This window comes from Sporosarcina sp. JAI121, assembly GCF_013408665.1.
Classification (GTDB): domain Bacteria; phylum Bacillota; class Bacilli; order Bacillales_A; family Planococcaceae; genus Sporosarcina.
The window spans coordinates 1,995,287-2,008,505 of the sequence record NZ_JACCCL010000001.1 but is presented as its reverse complement, the minus strand read 5'-3'; the positions used below and the strand labels follow the sequence as shown (position 1 = coordinate 2,008,505).

The following is a 13,219-nucleotide window of genomic DNA, read 5'->3' as shown; positions in this document are numbered from 1 at the left end:
CAATGAAAGAGCCTGTCCATATTTGCTAAATGTGGACGGGCTCTTTTTTGTCATATTCTGAGAGCAACGGTATATCGATTGTTTCCAGGGGTAAGGCGAAAATTGAAAAATCAAATCAGATTATGTGTTTTTTATGGTAAAATGTTAGATAATGAAGTGAGTGCATAGGATAGAGGGAAACCTTAATCTGATACTAATCAAATTGGAGTGTTTGCATATGAATAACGAAATCGTTGATATTACAATTATCGGTGGAGGGCCGACAGGGCTTTTCGCTTCTTTCTATGCTGGAATGAGGGAGATGTCAGTGAAAATCATCGATAGCTTGCCGCAGCTCGGCGGTCAGCTAATTGAACTGTATCCTGATAAATATATATATGATGTAGGCGGATTCCCGAAGATTCTCGCGAAAGATTTTGTCGCGAATCTTGTAACACAAGCACATTATTCGAAACCCGAAATTCTTCTTGGGGAAACGGCTATATCAGTAACGCGTGATGGCGATCACTTCATCCTGAAAACGGATAAAGGAGTTCACCTAACACGTACTATTCTTCTGACGGCCGGAATCGGGGCATTTCAACCACGCAAAATAGGTCTTCCTGAAGAAGCTGATTTTGAAGGGAATACACTTCATTACAGTATTAAAGACCTCACGACTTTCAAAGATAAAAATGTACTCGTGTGCGGAGGTGGTGACTCAGCAGTCGATTGGTCATTAATGCTGGAAGATATTGCTTCCACTGTGACACTTGTCCACCGTCGTGAGCGCTTTACAGCACATGAAACAAGCGTTAATCAACTGATGGAATCGAAAGTTGATGTAAAAACTTCCCGCGCAGTAAAGGTGATTGAAGGGGAAGAGGGCAATATCCGTGGAATCGTCTTAGCTGAAAAAGACGGAACGGAAGAACGTCTTGATATTGATCATTTAATCGTTAACTACGGTAATATTTCATCACTTGGACCATTGAAAGAATGGGGTCTTGAAATGGACCGCAATTCTATCATGGTCAACACTCGCATGGAGACGAACATCGAAGGGATTTACGCAGCAGGAGATATTACGAACTATGATGGTAAAGTGAAATTGATTGCGGTTGGACTTGGTGAAGCACCGATAGCGGTGAATCACGCAAAAGCGTACGTCGATCCGAAGGCAAGATTACAGCCGTTGCATAGTACAAGTATCTTTAGTTAAATTGAATTTATGTAAAAAAAAAGCCGCATTACGCGGCTTTTTTTTATGGAAAATCTCGGGGCAGCAGTAGTGAATGTCTGTCTAATGAACTACAACAGAAAGGTGATAGCCAGAATCAGCAATATCGGACCGAATACGATCAAATAGCCAATCGGATTTCCAAAATTGATTGTCCAGCCGACACCGAATCTTTTTTCGACAAAAATGGACGGATCGTTTTTATTCAGATAAAAGATACCGACTTTCCAGTACTTATCTTCGTCAAAATCGGTAATACCGGTAACGGATTCATCTTCAACCGCAACGTCAATCCGGGCGCCACCTTGACCGACTTTAAAAGCATATATAGCGGTCGCAATAAGGATAATGAGAGCGAAACCAAGCGGCAACGCAAGCATTAGCACCCTATTTCCCAGTCCTTCATGGATTGTTGTAAGTTGCAGGAATCCGAAAAGTACGGTCGTAAGTACGCTTGTCATAAATAAAAACCAACTTGTGTATTTGCGGAAAGACAATTGCTGAACTTGAGACGTTTTTCGTTTTGCGGCATTTAATTTGATGCCCGATTGTTTTGTAAAAACATTGATTGCAAGCATCATCCCTTGCATGACCAAGAGAATGAGCAGAAGGGCTATGACGGAAAAAGGTGTTTTTTCGCTAAAGGCATCCGCCTGGCCGTTAGGTCCCCAATGTGTTGGGATCATATCCGGCATACTATTGTATTGTGTTGCGGTATAAGCGATTAAACCAACCGCAATGATCATTGGCAATGCATAAACAAAAGAGGGAAGCATTTCATCCTTTGTCCGGATTGCCAAATCGGTGACCCGGACTTGTTTCAAATGCAAGCCCCATTGATTGACCCGTTTCAGACGTGTTGTTTTTGCATGAAAGTAAAAATAAAGACCCATACTCAAAAAGATGATAGCGAACTGAATTGCTAAGCCGGTTAAGATGATTGTTTCTTCCGAAAGGTCGCTGTTCTTCGCCCAAATGAAATAAGTGATCAGTAGGAGTAAACCGGTGATGAAAGTAATTACAGCATATTTTTTCTTGTATAAAGCGATTATTGGGTCGTCTGTATGACCTTCAGGAATGGTTACGCCAAATGCAACAGTCCTTTTCAATAAAAACGGAATGGCAGATTGCATTACAAAAATAAAACCGATAATGATTAGAAATATAGTAAACGCCATTCTTTATTCCCCCTTTATAGTTGAAATGATAGTTGTAACGAGTTTGTTGATATCTTTGGTCTCCATCCCTAGCACGATTGCCTCGGCGATGATCGGTTTGATTTCCTTGGAAATCCTTTCAAGATGATTTCCGCTGATTCCGTCTTGTGGAAGTGAATTGATGATGGCGCCCGATTTTGGAACGATACGGATAATCTCTTTTCTCTCGAGTTCATGGTAAGCCTTATTAACGGTATGCATATTCATGCCGAGATCAGCTGCCAATGATCGAACGGACGGTAACGAATCTCCGCCTGTCAAATTTCCGCGGGCAATCGCCTCAATTAGTTGCGAAACTAATTGAGCATAAATTGGAATATCCAATTCCGGTTCAATTTGGATGAACATGTAAGTACCTCCTGACTGTTCTACTACTATTATAACAGAATTGTTCTATATAGTATAGAACAAACGTCTATATACGTTGAAATGTTGAATGGGGTGAGCAAACTGAATGTAGGCGACTTTGATGTAATGGTCAATCTTGTTATGGGAGGTATCAAGAAAGAGCTGAAGCATAATTGTAGGAAATCCTCACTTCAACTTACATAACTTGTTATTTTCAAAACAAAAACCCCTGAACATCGGGTTCAGGGGGAAGGTGTAATTGCTTATTGTAATTCCGAAACTTTGACGAATGTATAACCTTCACTTTGCAAGTAGGTCAGGACTGAGTCGAGACCGTCAGCTGTCGACTGGTGAATATCATGCATAAGGATGATACTGCCGTTTTTCGTCATGCTTTTCACATTAGTTAGAAGCTTGTTTGAATCACGGTGTTTCCAGTCGAGTGTATCAACATCCCATAGAATGATAGGTAAGTTTGATTGGCTGCGGACGGTTTCGTTAACTGCACCATAGGGTGGTCTGAACGCAGTTGCTTGCTGACCGGTCACATTTTCAATCATGGATGATGTTTTGTCAATTTCGTTACGTATCTTTTCCATCCCGGCCTTCGTCAGGTCGGGATGGTTCCACGTATGATTCCCTAGCTCGTGGCCTGCTTCCTGCACAGATTTGGCGATTTCTGGATAATATTCAACCCGGCTACCAAGCATGAAGAATGTCGCTTTTGCATCGTATTTATTTAGTGTTTCCAGTATCTGCATGGTCACTTTTGGATCGGGTCCATCGTCGAATGTGAGAGCGACTTGTTTTATGCCGCTATCAAGCTCTTCCGTTAATTCATTATTGTCCACTCCTTGATCGGTAGTGGATTCAGTTTCTTTGGAAGGGGGAGTTGTGGAATTTCCTTCAGTCCCATTATTATCCGAGTCTGCGTTAGGTGGATTTTCGTCTTTGTCTTCAACTGCCAATTTAAAGTTGTCGGAAAGTAAGCTATTTACATTACTATAAGGGATTGCCGCGATTACGGGACCTGCTACACCGTCTGTAAGCTCATATTCATCAAAATAAAAAGTGATGGACTCATCTGTAATGGCAAAGTTATTGAAATTCTCCCAGATAGGTTCCGTGTGCAATTGGACTTCTTCAGGAAGTAGAGAGTCTGCAAGTTTGGGATCATTGTATAACGCTTCACGCACTAAAGAAGAGAGTGTTTCAAGATGTTTAGGATTACGTTCGAATACATCTGCAATGGACAAACCTTCCCCTGTTTCAGGATTTAAACGGAATGAACGGATTTCGGTCGTTCGTATTGTGTTACTAGTTGCACGGCTGTTGACAAGAACAAATGAATAATTCCCTGAATGATGGGAAAGGGTTTTGAAAGAGATATTCAATTCGCCCTTTAATTTACTGCCATGCTTTTTGTTTTCATCCATCTTAGTCAAGTAATTCTGTTTCGCGTTTTTTATGTATAATGAAATATCATCATTGAATGCTCTATGTAGACTTTGTGGATATTGAATGGCAAATGGTGAATGAACATCATTCGAAGTTTCCGTAATAATTTTTATACCAGGATAATGGGAATCAATCGTATCAATAACAACCGGAGTCGGAGTCGCTGTTTGTTTCTTTTCGGAAAGAGTGGCAGCCTCATTCTTATTACTCAGTGAAAACAAATAGATGGCTGACACAGTTAACGCAATGATAGCGATTGAAAATGTAACGTCAATCCAAGAGGAGCGACGTTTTTGATGCGTTCTTTTCATGTGAAAGACTCCTTTACTGTTTATAGAAAGTTAGACGTACGAAACTTATTAATAGTTTCAGATAAATATATTTTTTGTCGAAATCTATCATTAAGCGTACTTTTCTAGTATACATGAAAAACAAAAAAATTCCAAGGTTTGACAAGTGTTCGGGAAAAAGTAGATTACGAGAGCGAGAATGTAATTGAGGGATGTGTAAAAGATGAAGGATGCAGAAAAAAGCTTTTCACCATATTTCTCGGAATGAATATGCTTTTTTCAAGTGCCCATTTATGATATAATATTTTGGTCCCGGTTCTTACAAATACGGGAACGCTTTTGTATGTTTACAAATATTTGTGAATAATCCGAGCCGGTTGTTGACTATAACATGCAATTATAAAAACAAGGTGGTTGGAAAAATGGAGAAAAACACATATCGGGTTCTTCTGTACTATAAATATGTAACGATTGAAGATCCTGAAACATTTGCTATAGAGCATTTGAAAGCTTGTAAAGAAATTGGTCTGAAAGGTCGTATCCTCGTAGGAACAGAGGGTATTAACGGTACATGTTCCGGAACTGTCGAACAGACGGACGCCTATATGGACATGATGAGAAATGATGAACGATTCACTGATATCGTATTCAAAATTGACGAGGCGGATGGACATGCATTCAAGAAAATGCATGTGCGCGCACGTGAAGAAATCGTTAACTTGAGCCTGGAAGATGACATCAACCCTAATGAATTGACGGGTAACTATTTAAGTCCTGAAGAGTTCTTCAAACAGATGCAAGATGAAGATACTGTTGTCATCGATGCGCGCAATGACTATGAGTTCGATTTAGGACACTTCCGCGGTGCGGTTCGTCCAGAAATTGAAAATTTCCGGGATTTACCCGAATGGATCCGTGACAACAAAGAGCAGTTCGAAGGAAAGAAAATCTTAACGTATTGCACAGGCGGAATTCGTTGTGAAAAGTTCTCAGGATGGCTTGTACGTGAAGGGTTCGAAGACGTTGGTCAATTGCATGGTGGCATCGTCACTTACGGTAAAGACCCTGTTGCCAAAGGTCAACTTTGGGACGGACAATGTTATGTATTTGACGAGCGAATTGCAGTTCCAATCAATCAAGTGGAGCATGTAATCGTCGGTCGCGATCATTTTGACGGAACACCGTGCGAGCGCTATGTGAACTGTGCGAATCCTGTATGTAATGCGAAGATGATTTGTTCTGAAGAAAACGAGCATTTGTATATGCGCAGCTGTTCGGACGAGTGCCGTACACACCCGCGGAACCGCTACTTCGTTGAGCATAACTTGACGGTAGAACAATACGACGAGCGTCTTGAAGCAATCGAACGCCGTAGAAATGAAAAACATGCAATCTAAAATGAAAAACGCCTGAACAGAACTTCATCTGTTCAGGCCTTTTTTTCTTTTCATCTTAAGCAAGTATGACAATAAGAAAAAGGATCAAGTCAGTCAATATCAAAGGAGTAATAATACGTAAATCTGAAAATGCACGGCTATCTGTGAATGGAAAAACTACTATATATTTAGAAAGATTATCTTTACATTCCTTTAGCCTACATTTGTCACTTATCTCCTAACTCATAGACCCATCAAAGTGTTATACTAAGAACATTCAATTGAAATTGGAGGAACTATAGTTATGCAATGGAGAAATTTATATCGCGGATTCTTCATGGGAATCAGTGATCTTATACCTGGCGTGAGCGGAGGAACAATTGCGTTCATATTAGGAATTTATGATGATTTATTAGCATCCATCAGCGGATTTTTCAGTCGCGAGTGGAAAAAGCATATCGGCTTTTTATTGCCGCTCGGAATCGGAATTGGAGCTACGCTTTTATTGTTTAGCAGAGTAATCGAGTATTTACTTAAATATCATTTTGCACCTACTCAATTTTTCTTTATGGGACTTGTCATCGGTGTGCTGCCTTTCATTACAAAGGAAGCGGGTGTGAAGAAAAATTTCAACTGGAAACACGTCATACTAATGATATTGGTCGGAGCCGCACTTGCTTCGCTGGCATTTGTTAAGCCGCATGATACGGCAGTGATTACTTCCTTGACGGCATCCAATGCAGTTGGACTCTTTTTCGCTGGATGGGCAGGTAGCATGGCCATGTTATTGCCAGGGATTAGCGGTTCATTTATTTTGTTGCTACTAGGCGTCTACTCGACGGCAATCGGTGCATTATCGAATTTGAATCTGCCGATTATCGCTGTTATCGGTGCTGGTGTAATCGTCGGGTTCATTGTCAGCAGTAAGGCAATCAGTTATTTGCTGAAACATTTTACGTACGTCACCTTTGCTGTAATTATCGGTCTCATTATCGGTTCGGTGTTCGTCATCTATCCTGGTATTCCAGAAAGCGGAACCCCCTTTGTCATGAGTATCATCGCTTTCTTTACTGGTCTTCTCGTAGCAGGTATGTTCAGTGCTCCTAACAAAACATCCATCGTGAATAACTAATGAAAAGTGCCGCGCCCGAAACGAATTGAATCGTTTCCGGACGCGGCACTTTTCGCATTGTCCGTCATTATAATTCCCCTTCACGCATACTATGGATAAAACATGCCCTGACTGGAGGGAAATTGATGGATATCTTAAACAAGGTGAAAAGCTACCGAGAAGAAGAGAACAGGCTTAAGTGGGAAGGCACATTCGCAGAGTATCTGGACATTGTGAAGGAAAGAAAAGAAGTGGCGCAAACAGCACATTCACGCGTTTATAATATGATCAAAGACTCTGGCTTATCGGAGAAAGATGGAAACAGGCTCTATCAATTTTTTGGAGAAGAGATTTTTGGACTTGAAGAGTCAATTGAAAGACTGGTAGAGGAGTATTTTCATCCCGCAGCAAAAAGACTCGATGTTCGTAAACGGATTCTGTTATTGATGGGTCCTGTAAGCGGCGGGAAATCGACAATAGTGACGTTATTGAAACGAGGTCTTGAAAGTTACTCGAAAACGGAAGCCGGTGCGGTTTATGCCATTAAAGGTTGCCCGATGCATGAAGATCCACTTCATTTGATCCCGCATCATTTGCGTAAAGACTTTTTCGAAAGCTTTGGCGTCCGTATTGAAGGCAGTTTGTCCCCGCTGAATACGATGCGGCTGGAGAAAGAATACGATGGACAGATTGAAAACGTGATGGTGGAACGTATCTTTTTCTCAGAAGACAAACGAGTCGGAATCGGTACATTTACACCTTCCGATCCAAAATCACAAGACATCGCTGATTTGACCGGAAGTATCGACTTTTCTACAATTGCGGAATTTGGTTCCGAATCAGATCCCCGGGCTTACCGCTTTGATGGAGAGCTGAATAAGGCGAACAGAGGAATGATGGAATTCCAGGAAATGCTGAAGCTGGATGAGAAATTTCTTTGGCATTTACTATCGTTGACCCAGGAAGGGAATTTTAAGGCAGGTAGGTTCGCGTTAATCAGTGCAGACGAACTTATTGTTGCGCATACGAACGAAACGGAGTATAGATCATTTATCTCCAACAAAAAGAATGAAGCCCTTCATTCAAGAATCATTGTGATGCCGATTCCTTACAATTTAAAAGTGAGCCAGGAAGAATGCATCTATGAAAAAATGATTAATGAAAGTGATATGGCGCATGTGCATATTGCACCACATGCATTAAGGGTGGCTGCGATCTTTTCGGTTTTGACACGACTCGACGACTCTAAGAAACAAGGAGTTGATGTTGTTAAAAAAATGCGTCTCTATGACGGTGAGAATGTGGAAGGATTTAATCAGATTGACGTGGAAGAACTGAAGAAGGAATTTCCGAATGAAGGAATGAAGGGAATCGATCCGCGTTATGTGATTAACAGAATCTCCTCGGCTATCATACGGAAAGAAGTATCTTCCATTAATGCACTTGACGTTTTACGGTCACTGAAAGATGGTCTCGATCAGCATGCTTCCATTTCACAAGCGGACCGCGACAAATATATGAATTATATCGCAATCGCCAGAAGGGAATTTGACGAAATTGCGAAGAAAGAAGTGCAAAAAGCTTTTGTTTATTCGTATGAAGAATCCGCAATTTCATTGATGGATAATTACCTTGATAACGTGGAAGCATATTGCAATAAAAATAAAATAAGGGACTTCTTAACGGGCGAAGAAATGAATCCGGATGAAAAACTCATGCGTTCCATTGAGGAACAAATCGGCATTTCGGAAAATGCGAAAAAAGCGTTTAGGGAGGAAATCCTCATTCGGCTCTCCGCATATGCGAGAAGCGGAAAACGTTTTGACTACAATTCCCATGAGCGTCTGCGGGAAGCCATTCAAAAGAAACTGTTCGCTGATTTAAAAGATGTCGTTAAAATTACAACTTCGTCCAAAACACCGGACGAATCGCATCTTAAAAAGGTTAACGAAGTGATTGCAAGGCTCATTGATGAATACGGGTATAATTCCATTTCTGCAAATGAATTATTGCGTTATGTCGGAAGTCTGCTTAATCGATAAGTGCTAGAAAAAGAGAGAACAAGACTGGGGCGGCATTGGTCTTGTTCTTTTCTAAAATTAGTCGCATGCGGTAACTAAAACTGACGGAAAAAAAGATGGGTGTGGATGAGAATGAACGATAAAGGAAATGAACATTTTGCTGTCTCACAGGAAAACTGGTCCCTCCATAGAAAAGGCCATCAAGATCAGAAACGTCATTTGGATAAAGTAAAGGAAGCCATTCACAATAACTTGCCAGATTTAATCAGTGAGGAAAATATCATCTTATCAAAAGGAAAAGATGTCATTAAAATTCCAATCCGATCGCTGGATGAATACAAAATTCGGTACAATCACGACAAGTCAAAACATGTAGGGCAAGGGAACGGCGATAGCCAGGTGGGCGATGTAGTTGCGAAAGATGGCTCGCAAGGAAATAGCGGTTCAGGAACAGGGAAAAAAGCGGGAGATCAAGCGGGGCAGGATTATTATGAAGCTGAAGTCTCAATCGCTGAGATAGAGGATGCATTGTTTCGAGAAATGGAATTGCCGAATTTAGAACAAAAAGAACAAGCTGAAAACACAGCAGAAAAAATTGAATTTAATGATATCCGTAAAAAAGGGCTGATCGGAAACATTGATAAGAAGCAAACGATTTTAACGGCTATTAAAAGGAATGCGATTAAAGGGAAAGCTGAAATATCACCTTTCCACAATGACGATCTTCGTTTTAAAACATGGGACGATGTGAAAAAGCCTGAATCCAAAGCGGTTGTTCTCGCAATGATGGATACGAGCGCTTCAATGGGGAATTTCGAGAAAACGATGGCAAGAAGTTTTTTCTTCTGGATGGCAAACTTTTTGCGGTCAAAATATGAAACAGTCGAACTTGAATTCATTGCGCATCATACCGAGGCGAAAGTGGTTTCGGAAGAAGACTTTTTTTCAAAAGGGGAGAGCGGAGGCACAATCTGTTCATCCGCTTATCTGAAGGCATTGGAGTTAATTGAAGAAAAATATAATCCCGCGCGTTACAATATTTATCCTTTTCACTTTTCGGATGGAGAAAACATGTCTTCTGATAATGATAAATGCATCAAACTTGTTCAAGAACTTATGGCTGTGTCCAATATGTTCGGTTACGGAGAAGTGAATGCATATAACCGTTTTTCAACAATGATGTCCTCTTTTAAAAAAATCGATGATCCCAAGTTCCGTCATTATGTATTGAAGGAAAAACGGGATGTGTATTTTGCGCTTAAAAGCTTTTTTCATAAAAACTCGGAGGGGTTCGATTGACGGAAATCAAAGCGCTTCATCGTGCAATTGATGAAATTACGGAAATTGCTACTGGATTCGGACTCGACTTTTATCCTATGCGTTATGAAATTTGCCCGGCTGATATTATTTATACATTTGGCGCATACGGCATGCCAACACGTTTCTCACACTGGAGTTTTGGAAAGCAATTTCATAAAATGAAGCTGCAATATGACCTTGGATTGAGTCAAATATACGAGCTTGTCATTAACTCGAATCCTTGTTACGCCTTTTTACTTGATACGAACAGCCTTATTCAGAATAAGTTAATTGTTGCTCATGTACTCGCCCACTGCGATTTTTTCAAAAACAATGTCCGTTTCTCTAATACGAGGAAAGACATGGTGGAAAGCATGACGGCAACGGCGGAACGTATCGCAAATTATGAAATGATCTACGGCAAAGAAGAAGTCGAACGATTTTTAGACGCTGTGCTGGCTATTCAAGAACATGTCGATCCTTCCATTCTTAGACCTCAACGGCCAGAGGAAGAACTGAATGAGGCGGTAGAAGAGGAAGAAATTGTACGGAAAACCCCTTATGACGATTTATGGAATTTGAATCAAAAAACCCCTGAAAATAAAAAAGTACCAAGTCAGAAGGGGAAGAAAATACCGCAGAACCAGGAAAAAGATCTTTTGCTATTCATCTTGGAGTACAGTCGTGAATTAGAAGAGTGGCAACGGGATATTTTGACGATGATGCGTGAGGAAATGCTCTATTTTTGGCCACAGCTGGAAACGAAAATTATGAATGAGGGCTGGGCATCTTTTTGGCATCAACGGATTTTAAGGGAAATGAATTTATCGACTGAAGATACAATCGAGTTCGCTACACTAAATGCAAATGTCATTCAACCTTCAAAAACGACCATCAATCCTTACTATCTGGGATTGAAAATATATGAAGACATCGAAGATAGATTTAACAATCCGACGGAGAATATGAAAAGGTTGGGAATTAAGCCGAACACGGGCAGAGAGAAAATATTTGAAGTGAGGGAAATCGAGTCGGATATCTCTTTCATCCGGAATTATGTCACGAAAGAGTTGGTTCAGAAGGAAGATTTGTACCTCTTTGAGAAAAAGGGTAACAATTATGAAATTACGAATAAGGATTATGAAGATGTAAGAAATCAATTAGTTTCGATGCGTGTAAATGGAGGATTTCCTTATATTGTCGTTGAAAATGGCGATTATTTAAGGAATGGTGAATTGTATTTAGTGCATAAATACGAAGGTACGGAATTGGATCTGAAGTACTTGGAAAGTGTGCTACCTTATATTTATCAATTATGGGGACGGATTGTACATTTGGAAACGTATGTAGAGAACTTGCAAGTCGTCTATTCGTTTGACAGAAACAAGGTATATCGAAGGTATGTTTAAGTTACGTCCGAATGATAATAAAATGGTAATGCTATCCCTCAATCGGATTTTCGGTCGGGGGATATTTTATTTGGACACTGAGGTTGACCAAAGCGTTAAAAAGACGCATGATTATGAAAAATGATTGAAGAAATCTACCAGAAGAAAGAAGGGGACTGTTGATGATCCGTTATCCAGAACCACTTAAAATAGGCCAAACCATCGGAGTCACCGCAACTTCATCAGGAGTTGAAAGTGAACTGCATCATTTATTAAGAAAAGCTGCCCATCAGTTTGAGAAAAGGGGATTCTCCGTACTGCTTGGTGAAACCGTTTGGACGAATGAAAAGCTGACATCCACGCCGAAAGAAATGCGATTGGCGGAATTTAAAGAGATGATGGAAGATGATGATGTTTACGCGGTGATTCCTCCATGGGGCGGTCACTTCCTATCCGAAATCCTCCCACTTCTCAACTTTGGGGAAATGAAACCCAAATGGATAGTAGGTTACTCGGATACCAGTACATTACTCTTACCTATTACGCTGCTAACCGGGATAGCGACAGTTCATGGGACGAACTTCGTTGATCTGCGAAGTGATGCGTGGGATCCTGTCACATCTAAATTCATCGAAGTGCTGACCGCATCCAGAGGAGAGATGATTGTCCAGCCATCATCTGAAAAACACCAATCCGAATGGCAGCATTTTGCCCCATCCGATCCATATGTCTTTAAATTAGATACAGAGACGGAATGGAAGACAATCGGTAATAAACCGGTCCGGTTCGAAGGCCGTTTATTAGCAGGGTGCATCGATACAATCCGTCATTTGGTCGGAACGCCTTTTGGAGACGTGAAGAGATTTCAGGAGGAGTTCATTGCAGGAGAAAAAATAGTTTGGGCGCTGGAAAACAGTGATATGGACGCACCGGATTTCTACCGTTCCATTCTTCAATTGCATAACGCCGGTTGGTTTGACAATGCGGCGGGAATCGTATTCGGCCGAACAGCTGCTGGAATAGCAAAAGGCGGTTTCAGTGATGTAGACGCACTAGAAAGGCTGGGCGAACTGACTGGCCTACCTATTGCATATGATGCAGATATCGGACACGTACCCCCGCAAATGACGTTCGTTAACGGAGCATACGCGGAAATCGAAGTGGTAGAAGGAAAAGCAATCATGAAAACAAAACTTATCTGATTTTTTTATGTTGAACAACTTCAGTGTCACAATATACCTGGGGGAACCTGCGAAGCATGTATTCTGGTCAATCTTAGTTCACTAAATAATTGCGAGCTTTTTTAGTGGTTCCAATATAACTCAGAGACACTAGCGAAGGCGCCTTTTATGTGGTAGCCGGAGCGATAAGACGAGCAGTGATCTTCTGTTCGGCTAATCGCGGGAGGCCTCCACAAAGCGCTGAAGCATGTACCATGGACAATCCTTTATTTCAATTGAACATAGAACGGACTTCCATTCCAATATGCTGC

General features: G+C 41.0%; 10 protein-coding genes. 7 read left to right on the top strand and 3 right to left on the bottom strand.

The genetic code is table 11. The features are described 5' to 3' along the window. The first annotated feature begins 217 nt into the window (after positions 1-217). Complete coding sequence (locus HDC33_RS09420; protein WP_179392191.1) at positions 218-1,201, top strand: NAD(P)/FAD-dependent oxidoreductase; 984 nt, start codon at positions 218-220, stop codon at positions 1,199-1,201. An 89-nt stretch (positions 1,202-1,290) separates the two neighbouring features. On the opposite strand, the gene HDC33_RS09415 is transcribed toward HDC33_RS09420, so the two are convergent. The 3 genes from HDC33_RS09415 to HDC33_RS09405 form a co-directional block, all read right to left on the bottom strand. Next, positions 1,291-2,397 carry a DUF1648 domain-containing protein gene (locus HDC33_RS09415; protein WP_179392190.1) on the bottom strand — a complete coding sequence of 369 codons (1,107 nt, stop codon included), beginning with the start codon at positions 2,395-2,397 and terminating at the stop codon, positions 1,291-1,293. A 3-nt stretch (positions 2,398-2,400) separates the two neighbouring features. Further along, positions 2,401-2,784, bottom strand: coding sequence for a GntR family transcriptional regulator (locus HDC33_RS09410; protein WP_179392189.1), 384 nt, complete (start codon positions 2,782-2,784; stop codon positions 2,401-2,403). A 263-nt stretch (positions 2,785-3,047) separates the two neighbouring features. Continuing rightward, positions 3,048-4,553, bottom strand: a complete 1,506-nt coding sequence (locus HDC33_RS09405) for a polysaccharide deacetylase family protein (protein ID WP_179392188.1) — start codon at positions 4,551-4,553, stop codon at positions 3,048-3,050. Positions 4,554-4,954: 401 nt separating this feature from the next. On the opposite strand from HDC33_RS09405, the gene trhO reads away from it, so the two are divergent. From trhO to HDC33_RS09375, 6 genes are all read left to right on the top strand, one after another. Then, positions 4,955-5,929, top strand: a complete 975-nt coding sequence (trhO, locus tag HDC33_RS09400; protein ID WP_179392187.1) for an oxygen-dependent tRNA uridine(34) hydroxylase TrhO — start codon at positions 4,955-4,957, stop codon at positions 5,927-5,929. Positions 5,930-6,212: 283 nt separating this feature from the next. Beyond that, positions 6,213-7,040, top strand: a complete 828-nt coding sequence (locus HDC33_RS09395) for a DUF368 domain-containing protein (protein ID WP_179392186.1) — start codon at positions 6,213-6,215, stop codon at positions 7,038-7,040. A 125-nt stretch (positions 7,041-7,165) separates the two neighbouring features. Continuing rightward, positions 7,166-9,061 (top strand): PrkA family serine protein kinase, encoded by a 1,896-nt coding sequence (locus tag HDC33_RS09390; protein ID WP_179392185.1) that lies wholly within the window; start codon positions 7,166-7,168, stop codon positions 9,059-9,061. A 111-nt stretch (positions 9,062-9,172) separates the two neighbouring features. After that, positions 9,173-10,339, top strand: coding sequence for a sporulation protein YhbH (yhbH, locus tag HDC33_RS09385; protein ID WP_179392184.1), 1,167 nt, complete (start codon positions 9,173-9,175; stop codon positions 10,337-10,339). Then, positions 10,336-11,748 (top strand): SpoVR family protein, encoded by a 1,413-nt coding sequence (locus HDC33_RS09380; RefSeq protein ID WP_179392183.1) that lies wholly within the window; start codon positions 10,336-10,338, stop codon positions 11,746-11,748. Before yhbH ends, HDC33_RS09380 begins: the two co-directional genes overlap by 4 nt. 161 nt (positions 11,749-11,909) lie before the next feature. After that, complete coding sequence (locus HDC33_RS09375) at positions 11,910-12,929, top strand: S66 family peptidase (protein WP_179392182.1); 1,020 nt, start codon at positions 11,910-11,912, stop codon at positions 12,927-12,929. The last annotated feature ends 290 nt before the right edge of the window (positions 12,930-13,219 follow it).